The organism is Janthinobacterium sp. GW460-12-1-14-LB5 (assembly GCF_059423585.1).
This window is the reverse complement of the sequence record NZ_JBWKYD010000007.1, coordinates 226,589-251,764: the sequence shown is the minus strand read 5'-3', so window position 1 is coordinate 251,764 and position 25,176 is coordinate 226,589. Positions and strand designations below refer to the sequence as shown.

The 25,176-nt window shown below is 67.0% G+C and carries 15 protein-coding genes; 4 read left to right on the top strand and 11 right to left on the bottom strand.

What is annotated here, in order from left to right; genetic code table 11:
* Nucleotides 1–20: 20 nt before the first annotated feature.
* A complete protein-coding gene (locus tag AC07X6_RS09680; RefSeq protein WP_494790819.1) occupies nucleotides 21–410 on the top strand; it encodes a DUF1090 family protein in 390 nt (129 codons plus the stop codon).
* Nucleotides 411–423: 13 nt separating this feature from the next.
* Here the strand turns inward: AC07X6_RS09680 and AC07X6_RS09675 are convergent, their stop codons facing one another.
* The 9 genes from AC07X6_RS09675 to AC07X6_RS09635 form a co-directional block, all read right to left on the bottom strand.
* Nucleotides 424–2,433 (bottom strand): YehQ C-terminal OB-fold domain-containing protein, encoded by a 2,010-nt coding sequence (locus AC07X6_RS09675; protein ID WP_494790818.1) that lies wholly within the window; start codon nucleotides 2,431–2,433, stop codon nucleotides 424–426.
* A complete protein-coding gene (locus AC07X6_RS09670) occupies nucleotides 2,430–3,563 on the bottom strand; it encodes a VWA domain-containing protein (protein ID WP_494790817.1) in 1,134 nt (377 codons plus the stop codon). The genes AC07X6_RS09675 and AC07X6_RS09670 overlap by 4 nt, the downstream gene beginning before the upstream one ends.
* Nucleotides 3,556–6,048: a DUF5682 family protein gene (locus tag AC07X6_RS09665; RefSeq protein WP_494790816.1), complete on the bottom strand. Its 2,493-nt coding sequence runs from the start codon at nucleotides 6,046–6,048 to the stop codon at nucleotides 3,556–3,558. The genes AC07X6_RS09670 and AC07X6_RS09665 overlap by 8 nt, the downstream gene beginning before the upstream one ends.
* Nucleotides 6,039–7,142, bottom strand: a complete 1,104-nt coding sequence (locus tag AC07X6_RS09660) for an ATP-binding protein (RefSeq protein ID WP_494790815.1) — start codon at nucleotides 7,140–7,142, stop codon at nucleotides 6,039–6,041. Before AC07X6_RS09660 ends, AC07X6_RS09665 begins: the two co-directional genes overlap by 10 nt.
* 17 nt (nucleotides 7,143–7,159) lie before the next feature.
* A complete protein-coding gene (locus AC07X6_RS09655; RefSeq protein ID WP_494790814.1) occupies nucleotides 7,160–10,909 on the bottom strand; it encodes a DUF4132 domain-containing protein in 3,750 nt (1,249 codons plus the stop codon).
* Nucleotides 10,910–10,939: 30 nt separating this feature from the next.
* Complete coding sequence (locus AC07X6_RS09650) at nucleotides 10,940–14,497, bottom strand: DUF4132 domain-containing protein (protein WP_494790813.1); 3,558 nt, start codon at nucleotides 14,495–14,497, stop codon at nucleotides 10,940–10,942.
* Between the two features lie 138 nt (nucleotides 14,498–14,635).
* The gene (gene mmsB, locus AC07X6_RS09645; protein ID WP_494790812.1) at nucleotides 14,636–15,541 is read right to left on the bottom strand and encodes a 3-hydroxyisobutyrate dehydrogenase; all 906 of its coding nucleotides are present in this window, start codon (nucleotides 15,539–15,541) and stop codon (nucleotides 14,636–14,638) included.
* Nucleotides 15,542–15,554: 13 nt separating this feature from the next.
* Nucleotides 15,555–17,081 (bottom strand): CoA-acylating methylmalonate-semialdehyde dehydrogenase, encoded by a 1,527-nt coding sequence (locus AC07X6_RS09640; protein WP_494790811.1) that lies wholly within the window; start codon nucleotides 17,079–17,081, stop codon nucleotides 15,555–15,557.
* A 16-nt stretch (nucleotides 17,082–17,097) separates the two neighbouring features.
* Nucleotides 17,098–18,294: an ABC transporter substrate-binding protein gene (locus tag AC07X6_RS09635; protein ID WP_474295729.1), complete on the bottom strand. Its 1,197-nt coding sequence runs from the start codon at nucleotides 18,292–18,294 to the stop codon at nucleotides 17,098–17,100.
* Nucleotides 18,295–18,436: 142 nt separating this feature from the next.
* On the opposite strand from AC07X6_RS09635, the gene AC07X6_RS09630 reads away from it, so the two are divergent.
* The 3 genes from AC07X6_RS09630 (at nucleotide 18,437) to AC07X6_RS09620 (ending at nucleotide 21,909) form a co-directional block, all read left to right on the top strand.
* Complete coding sequence (locus AC07X6_RS09630; RefSeq protein WP_494790810.1) at nucleotides 18,437–19,354, top strand: LysR family transcriptional regulator; 918 nt, start codon at nucleotides 18,437–18,439, stop codon at nucleotides 19,352–19,354.
* A gap of 46 nt (nucleotides 19,355–19,400) precedes the next feature.
* Entirely contained in the window at nucleotides 19,401–19,931 is a 531-nt protein-coding gene (locus AC07X6_RS09625; protein ID WP_494790809.1) for an isochorismatase family protein, read from the top strand.
* A gap of 106 nt (nucleotides 19,932–20,037) precedes the next feature.
* A complete protein-coding gene (locus AC07X6_RS09620) occupies nucleotides 20,038–21,909 on the top strand; it encodes a transthyretin-like family protein (RefSeq protein WP_494790808.1) in 1,872 nt (623 codons plus the stop codon).
* A 6-nt stretch (nucleotides 21,910–21,915) separates the two neighbouring features.
* Here AC07X6_RS09620 and AC07X6_RS09615 read toward each other — a convergent pair whose 3' ends face one another.
* Together AC07X6_RS09615 and AC07X6_RS09610 are read right to left on the bottom strand one after the other, a co-directional pair.
* Nucleotides 21,916–23,079 (bottom strand): acetyltransferase domain-containing protein, encoded by a 1,164-nt coding sequence (locus AC07X6_RS09615; protein ID WP_494790807.1) that lies wholly within the window; start codon nucleotides 23,077–23,079, stop codon nucleotides 21,916–21,918.
* 3 nt (nucleotides 23,080–23,082) lie between these two features.
* Nucleotides 23,083–25,170, bottom strand: coding sequence for a TonB-dependent siderophore receptor (locus AC07X6_RS09610; protein ID WP_494790806.1), 2,088 nt, complete (start codon nucleotides 25,168–25,170; stop codon nucleotides 23,083–23,085).
* Between the last annotated feature and the right edge of the window lie 6 nt (nucleotides 25,171–25,176).

Here is a 25,176-nt window from a genome sequence, read left to right as displayed (position 1 = left end):
ACCACTGACACAGGAATGCCATGAACCTTCTATCGAAAACCGCCCTGACCCTGCTGCTCGCCGCCGCCTCCGTGGGCGCCAGCGCCGCAAATTCCCAGCTGGCCGGCTGCGCCGCCAAGCGCGAAAGCATCCGCAGCGAATTGCAGCAGGCGCAGGAACAGGGCCTGTCCGACAAGGTCGCGGGCCTGACGCGCGCGCTCGACGAAGTCAACGCCCACTGCCGCGACAGCAGCCTGGTCGAACGCCACAACAAGAAGGTGCTGAAGGCGCAAGCCAAGGTGAACCAGACGGAGCGTTCGCTGCGCCTGGCCCAGGAAGCGAATAAAGAGCCGAAGAAGATCGCCAAGCTGGAAGGCAAGCTGGAAAAAGCCAGGGCGGAACTGGCCGCCCTGCAGGCGCAGCAGCCCTGACGACAAACCGCGGCTACCCTGCCGCCTCCAGCGCGATGCACGTCGTGCAGACATACGCCAGGCGCAAGGCTTCAGGCGCGCGCGGCGCACTGACGTAGGCAACCAGCAGGCCGGCCGGCAAATCCAGGCCCAGCGCGCGCAAGGTGGCGCCGTGCTGCGCCAGTTCTCCGGCCAGCTCAGTTTCCAGCCGTGGCCGGCCGCTACGCGCCTGTAGTGCGAGAAGGTCGAGCACCTGGGCCAGCACCCGTGATGCCGCCGAGGCTTGCTGCGGCGCCGACGGCGCCAGGCTGGTACCCCCCAGGCTCTTGAAAAAACGCGCCAGCGCCGACGGCAGCTTGCCCGCGTCGACCTCGAAATCGAGCGACACCACGCGCAGCTTGCCATTCTTGGCGATGAGCAGCGCCACCGGTTGCCAGCCGCCGGCTTCGCCGCGCGCGCGGCTGGCCAGCACGGCCCGGATATCGGCGCCGTCCGCCACGGCCGCCTGCAGCCGCGTGATGCGCGGGCGTAGCGCCGGCAGTGCCGGAATCTGCAAGTCCAGGGCGGCGCCACTGGCATCGAACACTTGCCAATCGAGCCGCTGCCCCACTTCGTCAAGCTGCGGCCGCGCCACTGCCGCCGGGCGCAACAGCACGCAATCGATGGGCTCCGGCGCCAGGCCGACGTTGTCGCCCATGAAGGCGGCCAGCGCCGTCCAGTCGCTGAAACCCAGACTCTGCCAGCGCGCATCGTCGAGCGCCCACAGCGGCGCCGCACTGGCGCGCACCCGGCTGTCCATGGCCAGCCGCCCATCGTCGGCCAGGGACGCGCCTGCCAACTGCCAGCTCGCCTCGCATATATGCCGCGCGCTGCCGGCGCCCGCCCACAGGCTGCCCGCATCCCATGCCGATTCGCGCGTAAACGAGTGGTCGCTGGCGTCGGGCCGCGCCAGCACGGCCTGCACGATGCGACCCTCGGCATGCTGCCAGAACGACAAGGTCAGGCCATGCGCGCCGCCGCGCGTTTCCCACCAATACGCGCCCAGCGGCAGCAGCTCGAGGGGTTCATCGCCGGCCGCATCGAAGCTGCGCCGCACCTGTCCGCGCAAGCGCTGCAAGAGCGGGCCCGGCGCGTGTTCGAGCGCCGCGCACAAGGCGCTGATGGCCGCCATCTCCTCAAATGCCTGGCGCTCGCTGGCGTGGTAATCGCGCCGCACGAGCAAATCCAGCGTACCGCCCAGACCACGCAACAGGGCGGCAAGACGGGGCAGGTTTTCGCTGCGCGCCGACATGGTCAGCGCGCGCAGCTGGCCGGCGGCAATCGCGCTGGCATGCGACAAGCCGTTGTCGTACAGCTCACCGAGCAGCCGCCGCACCTGGGCCAGGAACACCAGCTCTGACGTACTCATGCCCGGCGCTGCGGCGGCGGGCACCGTCGCGGCGCCGTCCGGCCAGGCAAACTCCCGGCCATGCTTGCGCCAGACGCAGGCCAGCGCATACAGGTGCAGCGCCTTGCGCAGGGCGGCCGGGGTATCGGACACCATGGCGTCCACGCCGGCGCCGCGCAGATAGCTGCAGCCCAGCTTCAACAGGGGCAGCTCGATCTGCAGCCTGGCATTGACGATGGTGACGTCCGCCTGGTCGCCTTCCGCCAGCCAGGCCAGCGCCTGGCGCACCGCCGGCTTGCCCGCCTGCTTGCAGACGGCCGCGCTGTCGAGCGCCAGCACTTCCTCCTGCACGCCGGCCGGCGATCCCTCCTGCTCACTGTCCTGCTCACTGTCCTGCGGCAGTTCCCGCAGCCACACGGCAGCGGCCAGGATATGCTTGCACATGCCGGGCGCGGGGCAATCGCAGCGGCCCTTCTGCGGCCCTCCCGCATCGAGCAGCACCCGCTGGCCGTCGGCGACCAGGGTGCCGCCCACCTCGTCCTGCCAGCCCACCTTGCCCGCCTCGACATCTTTCAGGGCGCGGCGCAGCAGGCCCGCGTTGGCCAGCGTCGCCAGGCTGTCGTCGTCGAAGCTGCGGTACACGGCGTGCCAGCTCATCCCATCACCCCGCCCAGCCATTCGGCAAAGTGCTGCGGCGTCAATGCCGCCACGTGCATGCCCTGCTCCGCCAGGCGCTGCGCCATGCCGTGGTCATACACGGGCTGCGCGCGCGCGTCGAGCGCGGCCAGGCCCAGCAAGGTGACGCGCGACTCGGCCATGCGCTTGAGCGCCGCCAGCAGCGGCCCTGGCGGCGCGCCCTCCTCGAAATCGCTGATCAGGGCCATTACCGTGCGTTGCGGATTGCTTACCAGCTGCTCGCAATACTGCACCGCGCGGCCGATATTCGTGCCGCCGCCCAGTTGCACCGTCAGCAGCACCTCGACCGGGTCGGCGGCCAGGTGCGTCAGGTCCACCACGCCGGTGTCGAACACCACCAGCCGCACGTTGACGCCCGGCAGGCCGGACAGGATGCCGGCCACCACCGCCGCATAGATCACCGAATCCATCATCGATGCGCTCTGGTCGACGCACAGGATGACGTCCCACGGCAGGCTGCGCTTGACGCGCGCATTGAAGATAGGCCGCGCCATCAGCAGGCGGCGGCTGGCCAGATCGTAGTGTTTCAGGTTGGCGGCGATGGTGGCGCGCCAGTCGAAGTTCTGCGCGCTCTTCATCTGCGTGCGGCGAAAGCGGTTGCGCCGCCCCACCACCGCGTTGACGAAATCCTTGCGCAGGTGCTCGGTGATTTCTTCGACCACGCGCCGTATCACGGCGCGCACCGCGTCGTGCATGTCCGCGCCGAGGCGCCCGCGCATGCCGATCAGGGCGCGCGCCAGCGCCTGGTTCGGTTCCAGGCTGGCCAGCACGGCCGGGTCGCGCAGCAGGCCGCTCAGTTCATAGCGCTCGATCGCGTGGCCCTGCACGCGCTCGTACACGTCCTGCGGGAACAGCTTGCGCGTCTGTGCCAGCCAGTCGATGGCGCGCAGCTGGCTGGGGTCCAGCGAACCGCCACCGCCGGCACGCAGCATGCCCTTGCGCTCATACTCGCGGCCATACAGGTAATCGAGGCAGGCATCGAGCCGGCCATCATTGGCGGACCACGCTTCGGTTTGCAGCGGCTGCGCGTAGCGTCCCAGCATCAGGCGCCAGCGGCGCAGCAACGCCTGATTGTCCAGATTCTCAGCCATGCGGCTTCTCCGTTGAAAGATCCAGCCAGCCGGACAGCGCATCGCGCTCCAGGCAGGCGGCCAGCGCCGCGTTCAGGCGGCCGCCTGCCAGCATCTCGTCTTCGCTGACGTCGTAGTGGAATTCGGCCTGCAAGGCGTCCGGCGCGGCGCCGTTGAGCACCGCCAGCGCCTCGGCCAGGTCGCTCGTCTCCTGCGGCTTCAGGCCAGTGAAGGCCAGCCGCAAATCGGGCAGATACTGGATGAAACTGGCCTCGTCCCAGCTGCCGACCAGGGTATTGAAGCTGCGCCGCAGTCCCGGCTGCGTCAGCAGCAATTCAGGCGCGGCGGCCATCAGGCCCGACAGGAAGCGCACGGCGTCCTGCGGCGTGGCGCCGGCGCCGAAGCGCTGTTCCAGCAAGCGCGACAAATCCTGTTCATCCCAGGCGCCATCGAGGAACAGCAGCGCGGCAGCGGCGCCGCAGATGCCGGGCGCGCAGCCGCGCGTCGCCGTCAGGGCCTGCAGGCGCCGGTGCAGGTCGCCGGCTTCGAAGGCCAGACCAGCCTCCTGCTCCGGCAAGGCGCTGCGCGCGGCACGGCCGAATTCGCGCAATGCCAGCAACTGTCCCACTTGCGCGCCTTCGCCGTCCATCCCCGTATCGGCCAGCCCGGGCAGCAGGAACAGCGCGGCCGGCCAGACACGCCGCATCAGCGCCAGCACGCCCGGATGCTCGCGCACGCCCAGCGGCTCGCGCGCGCGCCACAGGGTCACCAGCGCATGGCCGCAGGCGACGACGGAGGCAAAATCGGCATCCTCATCGAGATGGCGCGACAACAGCGACAACAGAGCGGGCAGGCGTTCATGCAAGCCCACCAGGCAGGCGCGCACCAGCAGGGCCGCGGCGTTGCCGGCCGAACGGGCCCGGCCCGCGGCGCCCAGCGCCTGCTCTTCGCGCAGCAGCCGCGCCAGCGCCACCTCGGCCAGGGTGGCGCCATCGGCGGCCAATTCGATCAGGCGCGCTTCGACCAGCGGCGTCCACGCATACGTCCACTCCTCGAACAGCAGTTCCAGCCGGCTGCCGGCCATGAAATCGGGGCCGCCCTGCCAGCGCGCCAGGTCAGTGTCCAGATACTGCATCAGATGAAAGAAGCGGCTGCGCCGGCGGTGGCGCTGCTTGCGGTACAGATCCAGCCGCGCCAGCCGCTTGTCGCCGTCGTCGAGGCGCAAGCCGTGGCGATGCGCAGCCGCGCGCGCGTCTTGCACCAGCGGCGGCGAACCGGCCGACGGCGGCACGTCGCCCAGCCGGCTGCCCGTCATCTGGCGCCGCACGTCGTCGAACAGGCCTTGCATGCCGTCGTCGATGGCGCCCTTGACGAAGCAGGAACGCATGGCGTCGAGCACATCCTGGCGGCCCGGCCCCGCATGGCCGCGCAAGGCGGCGAGCCTGGCCGCCTGCAGCACCGCCGCCTGTACCTGCGCCGTGGAAATGCGCTCCTGCACGCCGCGCGCCCGGCTATCCTGGGCCAGCCTGGTCAACTGGTCGACGGCGACGGCAAGCTGATGATCGCCAGGCGCCGGCGACTGCAGGGCGTCCCAGACGGCCTGGTAGTAGGCGGGCGCCGGCATGCCGGCGCCGTAGCCATTCAGTGCATCGAGCCGCTCGAAGCTGTAGCGTATCAGCCAGCTGGCGCCAGCGGCGGCCGACGCGGCAGGCGCGGCAGACGCGGGATAGGCGTCAAGCAGTTCGATCAGCGCGCTGGTGTGAAAGCCGCCCGTGACCACCACGACGGGGCCATCGACCTGTTTGCGCCAGCGGGCGATATGCGCCGCCATGTGCCGCTCGCGCGGCAGGCTGCCTTCCGCTTCCAGCACGGCCGGCTCGTAATCGAGGCGGGCCATGGCGCAGTATGAAAACACGTCGCCAAACACGCTGCGCCAGTCCGCCAGCGCCGCGCGCGAGCGCGCCTCGAACAGGTGATCCCACAATTCGTCCTGGTCGCGGCAGCCGGCGCGTGCGGCCAGGGCGTTCAGATAGCTGCTGTGTACCAGGTAGCGCTCGGCCATCAGGCTGCGCGCCTCGGCATCAGGCTGCGCGTCGGCCGAGCCCGCGCGCGCCTGCCACGGCAGGTCGATGAAGGCCAGCTGCGCCTGCACAGCCGCCCCCTCGCGCAGCGCCACCCATTCAGGGCTGTAATCGCAAAACGGGAAAAACGCCGATTGCGCGCGCGCGCCCTCCGCGCCTGCCGCCTGTGTCTGGCACAACAGCGCCACGGGCGGGCGCGTGCGTTCGTCCAGCAGCAGGGGCAGCATGTCCGTAAAACCTTCCGGTCCCTCGATCAGCACGGCGGCCGGGCGCAATTCGCGCAACATGGCCTGCAATGCATGCGCACATGCCGGGCTGTGGTGGCGCACCGGCGCAAAGTACACGCCATGTTCGAACAGCCTCGCGCGAGCGGCAGCCACGCCGGCCGGCAAATTCGGCTGCACCTCCGGCTGCACTACAGCCATAGCTGGCGCGCCGCGTCGCCGAAGCTTTTCCACAAGTCGTCGCGGCGGCCACGTTCGCGCACCACCGTGTCGAAGTAATGGCGCACGCGCTTGAGGTCATCGGCGTTGTCCTTCAGGACCACGCCCTGCAGCTGGTTGGCCAGCTCGCGCGGGCGCAAGGTGCCGTCGCCGAAATGCAGCGCCTCCAGCGAGGCCGCATAGACCAGGTTGACCGCCTCGGCGCTCGACATCACCGCCTCCGGCGTCTTGATGGCCGTGCCTTCGCGGGTCTGGCCGGCGCGCAGTTCCTGGAACGTGGTCACCAGCAGTTCGACCACGTCACGCCTGACGATGACGGCGGCGCCGATGGCATCGAGTTCGCGCTGCAGCTGCTGCATCACCAGTTCGACTTCGAAGCCATGGTCGCGGATCGGCTTGACGGTTTCGAAGTTGAAGCGGCGTTTCAGCGCCGACGACATTTCATGCACGCCGCGGTCGCGCAAGTTGGCGCTGGCGATGATATTGAAGCCGCGCCGCGCATGCACGCGCGCGTCGCCGCCCAGTTCGGGAATCATCAGCTGCTTTTCCGACATCAGTGAAATGAGCACGTCCTGCATCTCGGGCGCGCAACGCGTGATTTCCTCGAAGCGCACCAGCTTGCCCGCTTCCATGGCCTGGAACAAGGGCGACGGCACCAGTGCGCGCCGGCTCGGCCCTTCGGCCAGCAGCAAGGCATAGTTCCACGAATACTTGATATGGTCTTCAGTGGTGCCGGCCGTGCCCTGTATCGCCAGCGCGGAATCGCCGCTGATGGCCGCGGCCAGCAATTCGGACAGCAGCGACTTGGCCGTACCCGGCTCGCCCACCAGCATCAGCCCCTGGTGCCCCATCAGGGTGACGATGGCGCGGTCGACCAGCGGATCGTCGCCATAGAATTTGCGGCTCACTTGCAGCGCCGCGTCGCCCAGGATGAAGCGGCGCACCGCGCGCGGCGACAGCTGCCAGCCCTCCGGGCGCGGATCGGCATCGGCCTCCTTCAGGCGTTCCAGCTCGCTCGCGTAGCGCTGTTCGGCGCTGCGGCGCACCACCTGGTTATCGTTATGCTGTTCCGTCATGATTTTGCTTTCTTTGCTTACCACGGCATTTTACTTTCCCATTGCGCATCATAGCCGCCGCACGCCTTCGACACCGCCAGATAATCGGCATAGGTTTCGGCCAGCAGCACGGACGGCACGTCGGCCAGCGGCACAGCCTCGTCGCGCCAGGAGCGCGGCAAGGGATAGAATTGCAGCGTTTTCAGGGCGGCCGCCATCAATTCCTCGGGCAGGCTGCTGCCGGAAAACTCGATCACTGCGCGCAGGCCGGCGCTGATGAAATCCTTGTGATACTCGGTGAAGACGCCGCCATCCTCGGCCTGGCCGCGCTGATAGCCGTGCTTGCCGAAGGCGCCGCGCAAGCCGAAGGTGTCGCCCACCCAGCCTTCGCGGTCCGCGATGTGCCGGCCTGCCATCAGCGCGGCGTCGGGCAACTGGTGCGCCAGCTGCTCGAACAGGGGCTTGACCTTGTAATCCTTAAAATGGCGCTGCCAGGCGGCGATCTGCGCCGCATCCAGCAGCGAGGCATGCGCCAGGCGCAGCCGGCTGCCATCGTTCAGGTCGACTTCCTCGTCGTCCGCGTCGAGCAGGCTGCCATCGTCGCTTGGGCGCAGCAGGGTGCGGCCTGCGTCGTCCTCGCTGATCCACACCAGCGCCTGCACCAGGCGGCCAGCGATCGGATGGCCGAGCAGATAATCGCGCCACTCCTGCGCCGGCCAGACACGTCCCGCGCACATGGCTTCGTACAGGCGTGCCGTCTGCATGGCGATGACTTGCTTGAGTTCCTTCTTGCACACGGATAGCTGCTGTTTGGCCTCCTTCGCCAGTTCGGGCGCTTCGTCCTGGCGCGGCTCGGGCAAGGCCTTGATCTCCTTGCCGTCGGGGTTGTGCAGGCGCGGCTTCATGGCGCCGTCCAGGGTCACATGGAAGACACGCTCGCCATACGACAGGTCGAGGCGGCCGCTGTCGTCGAAGCCGCCGGTCGGGATGGTGCGGTCGCCCAGCTGGTCTTGGCTCCAGCCCTTGCCTTGCGCGATGCGCTCGACCAGCAGACGCGCCTTTTCCTGCACCGAGGCCGTGCGGTAGCGCCGCGCAATGCCCAGCAATAACTGGATAACGGCCGGGTCGTAGCCGTCAGCGAGGCCGTCGAGCATCGCTTCGATCTGCGCGCGGCGCGGGTAATGGTCGCGCATATACGCTTGCAGCAGGCTGATCGCCACATGGCCAGGCGTATGGGCGGCCAGCGCCAGGATGCCCTTCTCGCCGATGGCGCTGCCCAGGTATTCGGCCATCTTGTTGCGGCGGATCTGGTCGAACACCTGCTCTTCGGTCATCTTGCCCTGCGCGCCATAATACTCGGGATAGCGTCTGGCGTTGTCCTGGTAGCTCTGGTAGGTCTGCGGCGCGCGCGCCTGCGCTTCGGCGGTCGCCACTTCCAGGCTCGGGCCGCGCAGATCCTCGGTGATGAACAGGCGCAGCACCGTCTCGCCCAGGGCGGCGCGGCCTGCCTCGTCGAGCAGGCCCAGATAGCGCTGCAGCAAGGCGTTGCCGCCCGGCTCCTTCAATTTACAGGCCAGTACCACCCACCAGCGGATGATGTCGGCGTCGACCGGCGTGCCGACCTGCCAGCGGCAGGCGGGCAGCGCCTCGAAGACGAACCAGGCCAGGCCGACGGGCGCCTTGCCCTTCAAGCCCTTGCGCGCGGCGGCCAGCAATATCTCGGGCGACAGGCGCGGACTCAGGTCCTCGCCCAGTTTTTCCAGCGCCGTCATCAGCGCGGCGATCACGGTCTCGCGCGTCTCCTTGTCCAGCGCCTGGTACAGCGCCGGGACGGCGGCACGGTAATCGAGGTCGGCCAGCCAGCGCGCGGCGCCGATGCGCATGTCCTGCTTGCTCGATCCCAGTGCCTCGGCCACGCGCTTGCCGATATCGGGCAGGCTGGCCAGCACCTGCTGCGCGCTGGCGCGGTGCTGCTTGCCCTCTCCCAGCGCGATCTCCATCACGCGCGGCAGCCATTGCGCCGGCAGCATCGGAAAGGTGGCCAGCACTTCCAGGGTGGGACCAAGCTCGGGCGTCACGCCCTGGCGCCTTTCGACGGCGCGCAAGCCCAGGCCCTGCTCGACCAGTTCGGGGCGTTCCGCGAACAGCGGCCACACCATGTCCGCCGCCAGCACCTGCTGCGGCTTGGCGCCCCACCAGTTGCTGGCCATGCAGGCCATGGCCACGCTTTCATGCTCGTCGCCGGCCTCGCGCATGGCGCGCGCCAGCAGGCGCAGGTCGAACGTGGACAAGTCCTGCCGCGCCAGCCATTTCTGGAAGAAGTCATCGTGCCAGAAGTGAAAACTATTGCGCCGCGTGGCCTGCAGCCAGCGTGCCATGTGCGCCACGCCAAAATCCGGCAAGGCAGCCAGCTTGCCCTGCAGTTCGACGGGTTCGCGCGCCAGGTTATTTTGCAAGGGCCGCTCGTCGCCCTTCGCCGCCTCGCCATTGAACACGCGGATGGCCGCTTCCAGCCAGGCCGGCTTGAACGCCTCATAGCGCTTCAGGCGCTCCTGCTTCCATTCGTACTTAAGCTTGGCGTGCTGGTTGTCTTCGCGCTCCTGCCGTGCTTCGGCGCGGTACTTTTCCAACAACGCCGTATGATTGGCCTGCAGCAGTTGCAGCGCGGCGTCGCCCAGGCGCGCCGCCGGCGGCGCGGGCGGCAGCGGCGGCACGGGCTGTTCCGCCGCGCCGGCATCGCTGGCCGCGCCCAGCCACGACAAGGCATTGCGGATGGCCGCCTGCACCGGCTTGCTCGCCTCCTGCGCCAGCGCCTGTTCCAGCAGCGCACCCTGCTGCGGCCCCAGGCTGCGGCCCAGCAGCTCGGCCGCCTGCACGCGCTCTTCCGTCTTGCCCGTCAACAGGCACTGCTGCAGCAAGACGGCCCTGCGTTCCACGGGAATGGCCGCCAGATGCGGAGCCGCTTCGATGCGCACGCTCTTGACGCCGTCGACGGCCAGGCGCACGAGGATGGCGGCATAGGCGTCGGCCAGCGCGGGCGCGGCGCCCAGACGCCGGGCCAGCTGCGCCTTGCCGCTGGCCGACAGCAGCGCCGGCAATTGCTCCACCTGCGCGGCATGCGCGAGCATGTAAACGTCAAGCGCGCCCGGCGCCAGCAGGCGCTGCAGGCAGTTATCGCGCACGTATTCGCTCAATTCGCGCCGTTCGAACACCAGTTGCAGCGCGCCGTCTTCCGCTTCGCCATCGGCAACCAGCAGGCGCGCCAGCAGCGCCACGTCCCAGCCGCGCCGGTTGACCGTGGTCGCCTGCGCGCGCGTCTCGGAAAAGCTGGCGAACAGCGCATCGCCGAGCAGGTAGTCGAGCCACTGCGGCACCGCGGCGCCGGTGCGCTCCAGCGTATCGCCCGCGTCGGCGGCCTGCAGCAGCTTGCCCAGGCGCACCAGCAGCGCCGCGTCCAGCGCCGCCGCATCGGACTGGGCATAGAACTGGTGCCGGTGGCGCAGGCTTTCATTGGCCAGGGCGCCATCCTTGTTACTCATGTTATGGGTATAAAAGTGGGAGTACAGGCGCCCGGGCTTGCCCAGCAAGGTGCCGCCGCGCGGCGCCGCCGCCTGCACATCGAGCAGCACGCCTTCCTGGCGCCCTTCGCAGACGAACTCGCAGGCGCGCTCCCACAGCGCAGGCGATATCTGCGCCAGGCCGCGCAAGCCCTTCTTCAATTGCGCATGCTCATCCGGGCCTGCCATACCCGCTACGCCCTGCGCCAGTTCCAGTATTTTTTTAAACATGCGTCGTTCCATCGTGAATAGTCATTGAAATCATTGCCATGGCATCCGTTCCTCCCATGCGGCATCAAAACCCGCACACTGCGCCGCCACCGCCAGGTAATCGCCATAGGCCTCGGCCAGCAGCACGCCCGGCACCTCGGCCGGCACTACGGCGTGCTGGCGCCGGGGGCCGGACAGGCGCTCGAAGCGCAGGCTTTTCAAGGCGGCGGGCAGTTTTTTCTCCGGCAGCACATTGCCCGAGAAATCGATCGCGACGCGCAGATCGGCGGCGCCAAAGTCCTTGTAGTAACTGTCGAACAGGCCGCCGTCGTCGGCCGGTGCGCGCTGGTATCCGAGCTTGCCGAACGCGGCGCGCAATGCATGGGCATCGCTGACCCAGCCCAGGCGGTCGCTGATGGCCACGCCGCCGAGCAAGGCCGCATCGGGTGACGAACGCTGCAATTGTTCGAACAGCGGCGTGATCTTGTAGTCGATGAGGTGCCGCTGCCAGTCGCCGATCTGCGGCCCGCTCAAGATGGCGGCATGGGCCAGGCGCAAGGCGCTGCCTGGCGCCAGCACCAGCTCCGCGTCATCCGCGCCGATCAGGCTGCCATCTTCCGTGGGACGCAGCAGTTGCAGCGGCACGCCGCCATCATCCTGCGCCTGCCATACCAGCCGCTGCGCCAGGCGCCCGACGACGGGATGGCCAAGCAGATCGCGCTGCCACTCTTCCAGCGGCCAGACGCGGCCCGTGCACATGGCGCCGTACAGCCGCGCCGCCTGCGTCTCGGCCACCTGCCTGACCTCTTTCCTGCAAGCGGCCAGCGCCTGCCTGGCTTCCTGGACGAGGCGCTCGTCATCACCCAGGCATGCTGCGGGCAAGGTCTTGATCGCCCCACCATCGGCACGCTGCAGCACGGGCTTCAAGGCAGGGTCCAGCGTGGCATAAAACCGCCGTCCGCCGTAGTCGAGTTCGAGCCGGCCCGCATCATCGAGGCCGGCCATGGCTACCGTGCGATCGGCCAGTTGCTCTTCGCTCCAGCCCCGCCGTTGCGCGATTTGCCCGACCAGCTCACGCGCCCTGCCTTGCACGCCAGCGTTGCGGTAACGGTGCGCCACGCCCAGCAGGAACTGGACCACGGCCGGATCATCGCCGCCGGCCAAAGCTTCCAGCATGGCCTCGATCTGCGCGCGGCCTGCATGGGAATCGCGCAGATACGCCTGCAGCAGGCTGACCGCTTCGCTGCCGGGCGCATGGGCGGCCAGCGCCAGCATGCCTTTTTCGCCGATCGCGCTGCCGCGGCTCTCGTCATGGGCGATAAACGTGCGCAGCACCATGCCGCCGAGCGCCGCCCGGCTGGCAGGCGCCAGCAAACACAGGTAACGCGCCAGCAAGCCATTGCCGCCAGGCTCCTTCAATTGACAGGCCAGGACCAGCCACCAACGCACGATATCCGCGTCGACCGCCTGGCCATCGCGCCATGCGCAAGCTGGCAGCATCGAGAACGGGAACCACGAAAGGCCGGCCGGCGCCTTGCCGCGCAATCCATCGCGCGCCTGCGCCAGCAGCAGCTCGGGCGACAGGCGCGGCGACAGGTCTTCACCCAGCGTTTCCAGCACCGCCATCAGCACCGCGCCGACAGTCGCGCGGCTTTCCCGTTCCAGCGCCTGGTACAGCGATGGCACGGCCGCGCGGCAGCCAAGTTCCGCCAGCCAGCGCGCGGCGATGCTGCGCACTTCCTGCTTGCCGGAATCCAGATTGTCGCTCACCTGCTGGCCGATGCCTGGCACCCTGGCCAGCAAGCGCTGGGCGCTGAGGCGATAGGTCTTGCCCTCGCCCAGCGCCAGCTCCATCAGGCGCGGACGCCAGCGCACGGGTAGCGCGGGGAACAATTCGAGCAGCTCCAGGGTCCATGCCAGTTCCAGCGTGATATCGCCACGCGCCACCGACAGGCCCAGGGCCTGCTCGACCAGTGCCGGCTGTTCGAAAAACAGGGGCCATATGGCGTCGGCCGGCAGCATGTGCTGCGCCTGCGGCGGGCCGTGCCAGCCGGGCGCCAGCCAGGCCAGCGCCACGAGGTCGGGCATCGCGCCGGCGTCGCGCAGCAGGGCATCGATGGTGCGCAGATCGACGCCTGCCGGGTCCTGACGCGCCAGCCAGACCTGGAATGGCTGATCATTCCACAGCGAGAAGCGCTGCTCGCGCAGCGGGCCATACCACAGCGCCAGCTGACGCAGGCCGAAATCGGCCAGGTCAAACAGCTGCCCGTGCAGGCAAATCGTGTCGCGCATGGCTTCGTCGTGCAACAGCAGCCGGTCCGCCGCATCGCCCTGCCCATTCAAGGCGCGGAGCACTCCACGCAAGCTGGCTTCTCCGCAAGCCAGTTGCTGCTGCTCGCGGCGCTGCCAGTAGTCATTCTGCCCATGCTGGCGACGATTCTCCGCTTCTTCCTTGCGCGCGGCGGCATCGCACTCCTTGAGCAGTTCGTCATGGTTTTTCAGCAGGATCCGCAGCGCCTCCTCGCCCAGCACCGTATGGGGCGCCTGCGGCGCAGGCGGCGGCGCATCCGTGGCAGCGGGCGGCCCGTCCATGCGCGCCAGCGCAGCGGCGATCGCCTGCCTGGCGGCCTTGCCCGACTCCAGCGGCAGCGCCCGTTCGAGCAGCGCCCGTTTGAGCAGCGCCGGCGTGGCATCAGTACCCAGCAGTTCAGCCGCGCGCGCACGCTCATCGAGCTTGCCGTTCAGGAGCCAGTGCCCGAGCAAGGCCAGCTGCCGCTCCCCGGCCATCGCGCTGACAAACGGCGCGGCCGCCGCGCGCACGGCCTTGCTGCCGTCGACGGCCAAACGCACCAGCACATCGTCAAAAACACCCGCCAGCCTGGGGGCACTGCCCAGGCGGGCGGCCAGCATACGCCGCCCCTGCGCCGACAGGCGTGACGCCAGCGCGCGTACCTGCTCCGGCCGCTCCTGCATGTAGTCATCGAGCGCGCCCGGCGCCAACAGGCGCCGCAGGCAGCCTTCCAGCTGATGCTCGGCGATCCGCCTGCGCTCGAACACCAGTTCCAGCGCAGGGTCGGGGGACAGGCCGTCCGCTTCCAGCAGGCGTGCCACCAGTCGCACATCCCAGGCGGGACGGTTGTCGGCCGTGGCTTCGTCGCGCGTCTGGCTGCGGGTGGCGAACAGGGCGTCGTTGACCAGGTAATGCAGCCAGTCGGGTACATCTGCGCCCGTCGGTGCGAACGACAGGCCATGGTCGGCCGCCTCCAGCACCTTGCCCAGCCTGACCAGGCATGCCAGCGACAGCGCGCCGGCATCGGGCGCCGCATACAATGCGTCGCGCGCGACCAGGCCCGCGCGAGCCTGCTGCGCGTCCCCGTCGCTGGTGCCGGTGGCGAAAAAACTGTGGCTCAGGCGGCCCGGATGGCCAAGTACGGCAGCAGTGCGCGCACCACCTTGCCGCAGTTTCTGCAACGTGGCCGAGTGCTCACCGCCAAGGACAAAGGCGCAACTATCCTGCCACAGCATCCTGTCGATGTTGGCGAGTCCCTTCAATCCCCGTTCCAGGGCCGCCCGGCCTGCGCCAGGCACATGCTTTCCCGTGTCGTTCATGCGCATCCCCGATCTTGCCCTAGATCACAAGTTGCTGATTGTATATTCTTATCCTCCTGACAGCATGTACGTTTGGATTGCGATCAACAAAAAAAAAGCGCTCCCGCAGGAGCGCCATCGCCACGACAGCGGCCGGCCTTATGCCGGCGTATCCTGCAGCCGGTAGATGCTGGAGAAATCGAGCCCGCCCGATCCTGCCTTGCTGTGCATGTCATACAGCGTGCGCGCCAGCGCGCCCAGGGGTACGCTGGCGCCCGAGGCCTCGGCGCTTTCCATGGCCAGGCCCAGGTCTTTCAGCATCAAATCGACGCCGAAGCCGCCCGTGTAGCCGCGCGACGCGGGCACGTTCTCGGCCACGCCGGGGCACGGGTTGTACACCTCCAGGGTCCAGTTGCGGCCCGAGCTTTTCGCCATCACGTCCGACACCACTTTCGGATCGAGGCCATTGGCCACGCCCAGGCGGATCGCTTCGCTGGTGCCGATCATGAGTATCCCCAGCAGCATGTTGTTGCAGATCTTGACCGTCTGCCCGCAGCCGGAGCCGCCCGCATGGAAAATCGCCTTGCCCATGACGTCCAGGTAGGGCCGCGCCGCCGCCAGCGCCGATTCTTCGCCGCCCACCATGAACGTCAGGGTGCCGTTGGTGGCGCCCGCCGTGCCGCCCGAGACGGGCGCGTCCAGCATGGGCATGCCCTTTTCCTCGGCCGCGCGGCCCACCTGGCGCGCCGCCTCGGTGGAAATCGTCGAACAGTCGATCAGCAGGGTGCCGGGCCGCGCCTGCGCCAGGATGCCGGAGTCCCCCAAAGGGTTACCCAAATAAGCACCCAGCACGTGGCGGCTGGCCGGCAGCATGGTGATGACGATGTCGGCCTGGCTTATCGCCACCGCCTGGTCATCGGAGACCAGGCCGCCGCCGTCGGCAAACTGGCGCACGCTGGCCGGCAGCAAGTCGAAACCCGTCACCGCATGGCCGGCCCGCACCAGGTTTTGCGCCATGGGCAAGCCCATGTTCCCCAGGCCGATAAAAACGATATTGGTACTCATCGCCGCCTCCTCCTTATTTCATCGCAATGGTGGTATTGACGCCGCTGCCGCCATCGTCCGGGGCGAACCAGCGCGCCGTGACGGTCTTGGTCTGCGTCCAGAAGTACAAGGCTTGCTTGCCGTTCGGGCCCAAATCTCCCAGTTTCGAGGCGCGCGAGCCCGTAAAGCTGAAATAGGCGACGGGCACGGGAATGGCCACGTTGATGCCCACCTGCCCCACGTCGATCTCGTTCTGGAACTTGCGCCCCGCCCAGCCGGACGAGGTGAAGATCGAGGTGCCGTTGCCGTTCGGGTTGGCGTTGATGAAGGCGATGGCCTGGTCCAGGGTGTCCGTCTCGACCACGCACATGGCGGGGCCGAAGATTTCCTGCGTGTAGACGGAATTCGACGCTGCCACCTTCGAGAAAATCGTCGGCCCCATGAAATTGCCGCCCTCGTAACCGGCCACCTTGTGGCCACGGCCGTCGAGCAGCAGCTGCGCGCCTTCATCCACGCCCGCCTGGATCAGCTTTTCCGCCCGTTGCATGGCGGCCTTGGAGACCATCGGACCCAGGTCGGCCGTGCGGTCGCTGCCCGGCCCCACTTTCAGCGCCTGCGAGCGGGCGACGATTTCCGGCAGCCAGGAGCGCGCCTCGCCCACCAGCACGACGACGGAATTGGCCATGCAGCGCTGGCCGGCCGCGCCAAAGGCGGCGCCGATCAGGTTATTGATCGCCTGCTCCTTGTTGGCGTCGGCCAGCACCACGCAATGGTTTTTCGCGCCCATCATCGATTGCGCGCGCTTGCCTGATTCGCTGGCGCGGCGGTACACATGCGTGCCAACGTGGGTGGAACCGATGAAGGAGACGGCCTTGATGTCCGGATGGTCGCACAGCATGTTGACGACGTCCGCGCCGCCATGCACGACGTTCAGCACGCCCGCCGGCAAGCCCGCCTGGTACATCAGTTCCACCAGGTACATGCTCGAAGACGGGTCCTGCTCCGACGGTTTCAGCACAAACGTATTGCCGCAGGCGATGGCAATCGGGAACATGAAGCACGGCAGCATGACGGGGAAATTGAACGCCGTGATGCCGGCGCCCACGCCCAGCGGCTGATAGATATTGTAGACATCGACGCCGGTGGCCGCGTTTTCCGCGATTTCGCCCAGCTGCAGGGTGGCGATCGAGCACGCGTGCTCCACCACTTCCAGGCCGCGCATCACTTCGCCTTCCGCGTCGGGCAAGGTCTTGCCATGTTCGCGCGTGATCAGTTCGGCCAGGGCGCCGATATTGTCGCGGATCAAATGCTGGTACTTGAGCATGATGCGCATGCGCGCCGCCAGCGGGGTGTTGCGCCACGTTTTAAAGGCTTCCTTGGCCGTGGCGACGGCCAGATTGACTTCATCGGGCGTGGAAAACGGCACCCTGGCGACGATTTCCTGCGTGGCCGGGTTGACAACGTCGCGCCATTCCGTGCTGGTCGAGGCGTGATGCTTGCCAGCGATGTGCAGGGGGACGGCGGGGACCGGGGTGACTGCGTGGGTGAGGGCTTGGTTCATTTGTTTGGCTCCGTGATTATTTTTTAACGAGATTGCACGCCGCCCCATCCATCGGCTTGAACGCCTGGTCGGCGGGAATGGTGGACAGCACTTTCAGGTAGTCCCACGCGCCCTTCGATTCGGCCGGAGTTTTGACCTGCACCAGGTACATGTCGTGGATGACGCGGCCGTCGGGGCGGATCGAGGCGTTGTTCATGACGGCATCCTTGATGGGCAGCTCGCGCATTTTCTGGGCGACGATCTTCGAGTCGTCGCTTTTCGCCGCCGCCACCGATTTCAGGTAGTGGTAGACGCTCGAATACACGCCCGCCTGCACCATGGTCGGCTTGGCGCCCTTGTTGAGCGCTTCGAAGCGCTTGGCGAACGCGCGGCTGCGGTCATCGTAATCCCAGTAAAAACCGTCCGCGTAGACGAGGCCCTGGGCCGTTTCCAGTCCCAGCGCGTGCACGTCGGACAGGAACACGAGCAAGGCGGCCAAGCGCTGGTCCTTGCCGCTGCCGATGCGGAATTCGCGCGCCTGCTTGATGGCGGAGACGGTGTCGGCGCCGCCGTTGGCCAGGCCGATCACCTGCGCTTTCGACCCTTGCGCCTGCACCAGGAAGGACGAGAAATCGGACGCGTTCAGCGGATGGCGCACGGCGCCCAGCACCGTGCCGCCGTTGCGCTTGACGACTTCGCTGGCGTCTTTTTCCAGCGAATGGCCGAACGCGTAATCGACGGTGACGAAATACCAGGATTTTTGTCCGAGTTTCGTCAGCGCCGCCGCCGTGCCGGCCGCCTGCGAATACGTATCGAACATCCAGTGGAAGCCGTTCGGCGAACAGTCTTCATTCGTCAGGCGCCCCGTGGCCGGGCCGCTGAACATGGCGATGCCGCCCTTCTCCTTCATCAGCTTTTGCACGGACAGGGCCACCGAGGAGTTGGTCAGATCGGCGATGGCGTCGACCTTGTCGCGGTCCAGCCATTCGCGCGCCTTGGAGGCGGCGATGTCGGCCTTGTTCAGGTGGTCGGCCGAGAGGATTTCGATCTTCATGCCCTTGCATTCGGCTTTCAGGCAATCCTCGACGGCCATCTGGCTGGCGACGACGGAGCCGCGCCCGCCCATGGCCGAATACGGGCCGGACATGTCGGTCAGGATGCCGACCTTGACGACGCCATCGGAAATCTGCGCGTGCGCGCCGGTGAAAGACAGGGAAAGCGCCAGCGCGCCCATGGCCAGAACGGTTTTTTTCATGCGTGTCTCCAGGTGAACGGGTTTTCTTATATGTTTAGATGCATTCTGCATGTGTAAAAATATGCGTTCAAGTGGAATTAATGCATAATTCCTTTGCAAAAATGCACAAAGAGGATAAGCCATGCTCGATTGGGACAATGTACGGGTCTTCCTGGAACTGACGCGCAGCGCGGGACTCGTCGATGCGGCGAAAAAGCTGGGCATCGACCATTCCACCGTGTCGCGGCGCATGCGCAAGTTCGAGGAGCAGGTGGGCACGCAGCTGTTCGACCGGAACTACGTGGGCTACCAGCTGACGCCCGAGGGCCACCGCCTGATGGAATACGCGGAAACCATGGAAAGCACGGTGTTTGCCGCCACCGAGGAGCTGGGCGAACACAACCGATTGCTGTCGGGCCAGGTGCGCCTGGGCGCCACGGAGGGCTTCGGCGCCATCGTGCTGGCGCCCCACCTGGCGCAGTTTTGCGGCCGCTACCCGCACATCAGCGTGGACCTGATCGCCGTGCCCCGTTTCGTCAGCCTGTCCAAGCGCGAGGCGGACGTGGCCATTTCCATCGAGCGGCCCCTGTCCGGCCCGTATGTCGTGACGAAGCTGTCCGACTACCGGCTGAAACTATACGCCACGCCAGGCTACCTGGCGCGCCACGCGCAGATCACCAGCGTGGCGCAGCTGGCGCAGCACCCCATCATCGGCTACGTGGACGACCTGGTCTTCAGTTCGGAGCTGCGCTACATGGACAACGTGGCGCCCGATTCCCTGCGCGCATTCCGCAGCACCAGCGTGATCGCCCAGTACCACGCGGCGCGCGCGGGCCAGGCGCTGGCGATCCTGCCCTGCTTCGTGGCCCAGCAATCGAACGAGCTGGTGCCCGTGCTCGACGGCGAGATCGACCTGCTGCGCGCCTTCTGGATGGTTTCGCCCAGCGAGCGGCGCAACATCGCCCGGGTCAGCGCCCTGTGGAACTACCTGCGCGACGCCATCGAGCTCAATCACGCCTATCTGATGGGCGAGACGGCCGTGCCCAGCTGGCCAAGCTGAATGCGCGCTACACTGTCCTGTCGCCATTACTAATAAGGAGAATGCCATGCTGATGGATGCGAACCAGGCCGTACTGGTCATTGTCGACCTGCAAGGCCGTTTGATGCCGGCCATCCACGACGCCGGCCTGGTGCTGGCGCAAAACCTGCGCCTGGCGAAGATTGCCCGCCTGCTCGGCGTGCCCGTGCTGGGCACGGAACAGAACCGCCAGGGGCTGGGGCCGAACGTGGACGAGATCGCCGCGCTGTGCGAACGCACCTTGCACAAGACGCATTTCGGCGCCTGTGCCGACGGCTTGCAGGCGATCTTGCCGCCCGGACGCAGGCAAATCGTCGTCACGGGTTGCGAAGCCCATGTGTGCATGCTGCAGACGGCCATCGGCCTGTTGGAACTCGGGTATGACGTCGTCATCGCCATCGACGCCGTCGGCTCGCGCCAGGCCGCCAGCCGCGACGCGGCGCTGGCCCGCCTGGACAGACTGGGCGCGCAGCTGGTGACGGTCGAGATGCTGGCCTTTGAATGGTTGCGCGACTGCAAGCACCCGCGTTTCCGCGAGGTATTGGCACTGATTAAATAGCCACTCCTTTACGCAGGATCAAGCCCCTCGGCCACCCATTTGCTAGCTTGGTAACAGCGCCGCCATTGCGAGCGGCGCAACTGTCCAACCGAGCTGGAGAACCATCATGGCCTATATCCTGCGGGGCAAGCTGTGCGGCTTGATCTGTGCCGAATGTCCGGAACCGCTGTCGCACGTGATCGTGCGCCTGTACCGGCCGCGCGACACGCAAAACGTCACGGCCCTGGCCGTGGCCAGCGCCAAGGAAACCTTCGCCATCCTCACGGACGAGGAAGTGCAGGCGAAAGCCCCCTTCCTGCTGGCCGAAGCGCGCACGGATGACGACGGCAACTACAGTTTCACCCTGGAAGGCGATTACCAGGGAGAGGCCGTCGAAGTCGATATCCTGTGCCCCACCGTGCCGCATTTGAAACCGGGGCCGAAAGAGCCCGTGCCGCTGCAATTTTCCATCACCACCCTCCAGCCCCGCTGGCGCCAGGCCGACAACGATTTCGTCGCCGTCTGGGACTATTGCCTGCCGCAACGCTTCTGGTGCCTGGTGCGCGCCCGCTTCGGCGCCTGGACCATCTGCGGCCGCCTGCGCACCTGCGATGCGCCCCACGCGCCGATCGCGGGCGCCACCGTGCGCGCCTTCGACGCGGACTGGCTGCAGGACGATGCGCTGGGCGTTGCCGTCACCGATGCCACGGGGCGCTTCCGCATCGATTACCTGACGTCCGACTTCACGCTGACGCCGTTTTCGCCGTTCATCAACGTGGAATTTGCCAGCGGCCCCGACGTGTATTTCACGGCGCAGCTGGGCAGCGTGACCATCCTGTCGGAAACGCAAGCCAACGGCCGCCAGCCGGGGCGCGAAAACGTGGGCCACTGTTTCTGCGTGGAATTGTGTTCGAAAGATGTCTTGCCGCCCGACGTGGAAGGCGTGCCCCACTGGCAGCAGGTGGAAGTGTTCGACATCCACCCGTTTCCCTCGCTGGCGGGCTTTTCCGCGCAAGGCTATGCGGGCGGCGCCGGCGCCTCGTACGTGTTCGCCGGCGGCGTCACATTGAAAGGCAATTGCCCGCTGCGCAACAGCGCCATCCCCGCCAACCCGCTCGAATACCGTTTCCTGATCGGCGAATGGTCCTGGCCCGGCGGCACGGACGACCCGACGGCCATCCCGACGGTGCCGCCCGCCAGCCTGGTGCCGTTGACGCAAGTGCTCGGCACCCTCGTCGGCTATGTGTTTTATACGAATGGCCTGGGCCTGGCCGACTCGGCGCAAGTGATCGTCGACGCGGGCGATCTGAAACCGGGCGGCTGGATACGGGTGGACGGCAAGCAAGTCACGGTGGACATGCGCGATGGCACGACGGCCATCGTCATCGTGCAGCAGAATATCTTCCTGCGCACGTTCGACTTGCTTACCGTGAATACGCCCGCCATCACCAGCCTGCATCCGGCCAAGCTGCCGGGCGGCTTGCCCATCCTCGACGCGGGCCGCAGCCTGACAGCGGTCGAAAGCGAACCAATACGCCGCTACCGCCTGGGCTTCGAGGTGCGCGATGGAAATACCCTGGCACTGGTGGCCACGGACGGGCTCGACTCCATCGTCTTCGACAATTCGCCCGTCATCGTGGCGCTGGACCTGGAAGAGTTGCGCAGCAATGCCTGCAACCCCATCGCGGGCGGCCTCGTGCATATCCTGTACACGATCGACCACCCGCATTTGCGTTTTTTCAATATCACGATTTCCAACAACAACGGCATCCAGCACCCGCCGCCACCGCTGCCGGCCGCCAGTTTCACGCCACCGCCGCCACCCAGCAATTATCTGTTCCGCGGCGGCGCGGGCGGCCCCCACTTATCGGGCAACAATGGCGGTTTTCCCGTCAACGTGGCGCTGGACCCGCCGTGCGCCTACCGCGTGGCCATCGCGTGGCAGACGCGGCATTACCTGGCATCGGCGCATAGCATTGATCGCCTCTACTGCAAGTAGGCGAGCTTAGAAATAGCGCACCCAGGACCGTTGCGAAGTGCGCTTGTAATTGGCAAACGCGCGGCAGGGAAAGTACAGCACGGGCATCAGGGCCAGCGCGATCAGCCAGACTTGCCAGATGTGTTCGACGCCATAGCGGGCACCGTGATTGGCGCCCAGCACGGCCGTCAGGGTGATGCCGATGATCAAGAGCAAATACAGGTGCAGCAAGTAATAGAACATGGGCGCGCCGCCAAAGGTGGCGCAAGCCCGCGTGAACCCGTTATCGACGCTTTCCAGCCAGGCCAGGCCCAGCAGCCCCAGGCCCAGCGTGAACAGCAAAAAGTCCAGCGACGGCGGATATTTCGTGAAGTTCAGCACGCTCATGGCCGTGCGCAAGGCCGTGTCGCCCGCCACCCACGGCAGGGTTTCGCCATACAGATTGAAACCGCGCAGCAGGCCAAGCAGCAGCAAACTGCCCGCGCCCAGCGCCAGCAGCCAGCGCCGCCTTGCTTCGGCGGAAAACTCGCGTGCATACAGGGGCCCGGCCGCATAGCCGAGCACGATCACGCCTATCCACGGCAGCAGCGGATAGCTGACCTTGATCCGCATGGCGCCGTCCGCCACCAGGTATCCCCGTTGCAGCAGCACCGTCAGCAGATAATATGCAAAGCTGCCCTCTTGCGCGCGCAAGCCCGTGAGCAGATGCTGGCCCGCGATGATCGCCACGCCCAGCAGCGCCAGCACTTTCAAGGGCAGCTTGTGCAGCACGGCCAGCGCCATCATGGCCAGGCCGATGACCCAGATCACCTGCAGATACAGCACGGCGGGCGGAAACGCCCCGCTCCAGGCGAAATTGACGAACACCAGCTCCAGCACCACCAGCAGCAAGCCCCGCTTGAACAAAAAGCCGCTGGCACTGCGCGGACCGGCGGCCGGATGCGCGTACAGCCAGGCGGAGAGTCCCGTCAGGAAAACGAACATGGGCGCGCAGACATGGGCGGCCAGACGCGTGAAGAACAGGGCCGGATCGACGCTGGCCGCATCCATCGGGTCGCTGACCTGATGGTGTAAAAAGACGGTCTCGCGCACATGGTCGAACAGCATGATCAGCATGACGAGGCCGCGCAGTACGTCGATGACGGCGATGCGGGTGCGCAGGGTGGCGGGAGTAGTCAAGGTCATCGTCATCCCTTAAAAACAGTAATGGGCATTCAGGGTCAGCGTGCGCTCCGCCCCCGGCGCCACCCACAGCTGGCTGTAGGAACTCGCATAGTAGCTGCGGTTGAACAGGTTTTCCACGTTCAAGGCCAATCGCAGTCTGGCGTTGGGCGCATATGACGCCAGCAACCTGGCCGTCGCGTAGGCCGGCAGGGTAAATTGGCTGCTGACGGCCACGTCGCCCGGGCGCTCGCCCACGTACTGCACGCCGCCGCCCACGCTGGCCGTGCCCGTACCCAGCGCGAACTGCTGCGTGGCGAGTACATTGGCGCTGTGGCGCGGCACGTTGGCGAAGCGGCTGCCCGTCACGATCGTATTGTCGCCGCGTGTGACGGTGGCGCTGGTGTAGGCATACGCGCCCGAGACGCGCAGTCCGCGCGCCACTTCGCCCGACACGTCCAGTTCCAGGCCCCGGCTGCCCACCTCGCCCGCCGCGATGGCGAAATCCGTGTTGGCGGGATTGGTCGTCAGCACATTGCGCTTGCGGATGTCGTACACGGCCACGGTGCCCGTCAGCTTGCCCGTTTCCAGCTTCGCCCCCAGCTCATACGAACGGCTGCGCTCGGCCGGGAACGCCTGGTTGGCGATGCTGATGCCGCTGTTGGGCCGGAAGCCTTTCGCCGCGCTCGCGTACAGCGACCACATTTTCGACGGCTGATAGACGAGGCCCGCGCGGGGGCTGGTGGCCGACAGCGACTGGCGACTGCTGACATTCAGGCGATTGTTCGTCACGTCCTGCGTGTATGTATCGTGGCGCACGCCGACCAGCGCCTTCCACTGCGCGCCCAGCTCCAGTTGATCTTGCGCATACAGGCCGCGCGCCCGTTGCCCTTCCTGCGTATCGATGGACAGGGCCAGCGGAGCGGCCTTGCCGCCATACACGGGATTGAAAATGTCGATGGCATAGGCATTCGCGGCCGATGGATTGCGCCGCAGCTGCACCCGGTGGTCGTCGAAATGATAGGCATCCACGCCGGCCAGCACTTCGTGCGCCAGCGCGCCCGTTTTGAACTTGCCCAGCACCTCGACGCGGGCGGAGACGTCGGTGGCCGAGAAATCGCGGTGGCGGCGCTGGCGGTTCAGGGTGCGGCCATCGGCCAGCAGCTTGTTCGCCTCGGTCGAATAGCCGCGCAATGCACTGTCGCGGTAAGAAACGCCCGCCTGCAGCGTCCAGTCATCGGACAGCGCATGGTGGATAAACAGCTGCTGGCCCAGCGACTTGACCGTCATGGGGCCGTCGCCCGGTTCGCCCAGGAAGCGCGAGACAGGCACGGCTCCCAGCTTGCCGTTCACCGCCACTACGCCCCGGTCGAACGGCGCGCGCTGGCGCACGGCTTCGATCTCGTAGGACACGGTCGTATGCTCGCCCGCCAGCCAGAGAAACGAAGGCGAAAACAGGCTGCGCTCGACCTTCACCGTATCGCGGAAGCTGTGCCCTTCCTCATGCGCGGCGTTCAGGCGGTAGGCGACGGTCTCGCTCAACGGTCCCGTCAAATCCAGGGCGGCGCGGCGCGTCTGAAAACCGCCCAGCGATACATCGGCGCCGTACTCGGGCGCGAATTTCGGCTTTTTCGTCGTGATGTTCACCGTGCCGCCCGGCTCGCCCCGGCCGTACAGGGCCGACGCGGGGCCTTTGAGCACTTCCACGTTCTGCGTATTGCCGCCGTCGCGCAGGCCGTTGTAGCCGCGGCTGGAACTAAAGCCGTTGACCATGTAGTCGGAGCCGAAATTCGGGTCGCCCGTGAAACCGCGCATGGCGTAGCTGTCCCACAAGCCGCCCAGCGGACTTTGCCTGGCAATGCCGCTGGCCAGGTCCAGCGCGCCAGCCAAAGTCGTCACGCCAGCGTCGCGCAGCAGGTCGCCCGTGAGCACGCGCACGCTTTGCGGCAAGTCCATCAATAAAGCGTCCGTCTTGGTGGCGCCCGTGGCGGACAGGCTACGGTAATGCTGGCGCTCAGCGCTGACAGTGACGACGTCCTGCACAGCGGGTCCGTCCGCCAGTGCCAGCGGACTGGCAGCGGCCAGCAGCAGCGCCATCGGGCGCTGTAAAAAGAGGCACATGGGGAT

Excerpts from the sequence above, each read along its gene's own strand:
- AC07X6_RS09680 (WP_494790819.1), top strand. The coding sequence starts at position 21 with ATGAACCTTCTATCGAAAACCGCCCTGACCCTGCTGCTCGCCGCCGCC.
- AC07X6_RS09675 (WP_494790818.1), bottom strand. The coding sequence starts at position 2,433 with ATGAGCTGGCACGCCGTGTACCGCAGCTTCGACGACGACAGCCTGGCG.
- AC07X6_RS09670 (WP_494790817.1), bottom strand. The coding sequence starts at position 3,563 with ATGGCTGAGAATCTGGACAATCAGGCGTTGCTGCGCCGCTGGCGCCTG.
- AC07X6_RS09665 (WP_494790816.1), bottom strand. The coding sequence starts at position 6,048 with ATGGCTGTAGTGCAGCCGGAGGTGCAGCCGAATTTGCCGGCCGGCGTG.
- AC07X6_RS09660 (WP_494790815.1), bottom strand. The coding sequence starts at position 7,142 with ATGACGGAACAGCATAACGATAACCAGGTGGTGCGCCGCAGCGCCGAA.
- AC07X6_RS09655 (WP_494790814.1), bottom strand. The coding sequence starts at position 10,909 with ATGTTTAAAAAAATACTGGAACTGGCGCAGGGCGTAGCGGGTATGGCA.
- AC07X6_RS09650 (WP_494790813.1), bottom strand. The coding sequence starts at position 14,497 with ATGAACGACACGGGAAAGCATGTGCCTGGCGCAGGCCGGGCGGCCCTG.
- mmsB (WP_494790812.1), bottom strand. The coding sequence starts at position 15,541 with ATGAGTACCAATATCGTTTTTATCGGCCTGGGGAACATGGGCTTGCCC.
- AC07X6_RS09640 (WP_494790811.1), bottom strand. The coding sequence starts at position 17,081 with ATGAACCAAGCCCTCACCCACGCAGTCACCCCGGTCCCCGCCGTCCCC.
- AC07X6_RS09635 (WP_474295729.1), bottom strand. The coding sequence starts at position 18,294 with ATGGGCGCGCTGGCGCTTTCCCTGTCTTTCACCGGCGCGCACGCGCAG.
- AC07X6_RS09630 (WP_494790810.1), top strand. The coding sequence starts at position 18,437 with ATGCTCGATTGGGACAATGTACGGGTCTTCCTGGAACTGACGCGCAGC.
- AC07X6_RS09625 (WP_494790809.1), top strand. The coding sequence starts at position 19,401 with ATGCTGATGGATGCGAACCAGGCCGTACTGGTCATTGTCGACCTGCAA.
- AC07X6_RS09620 (WP_494790808.1), top strand. The coding sequence starts at position 20,038 with ATGGCCTATATCCTGCGGGGCAAGCTGTGCGGCTTGATCTGTGCCGAA.
- AC07X6_RS09615 (WP_494790807.1), bottom strand. The coding sequence starts at position 23,079 with ATGACGATGACCTTGACTACTCCCGCCACCCTGCGCACCCGCATCGCC.
- AC07X6_RS09610 (WP_494790806.1), bottom strand. The coding sequence starts at position 25,170 with ATGTGCCTCTTTTTACAGCGCCCGATGGCGCTGCTGCTGGCCGCTGCC.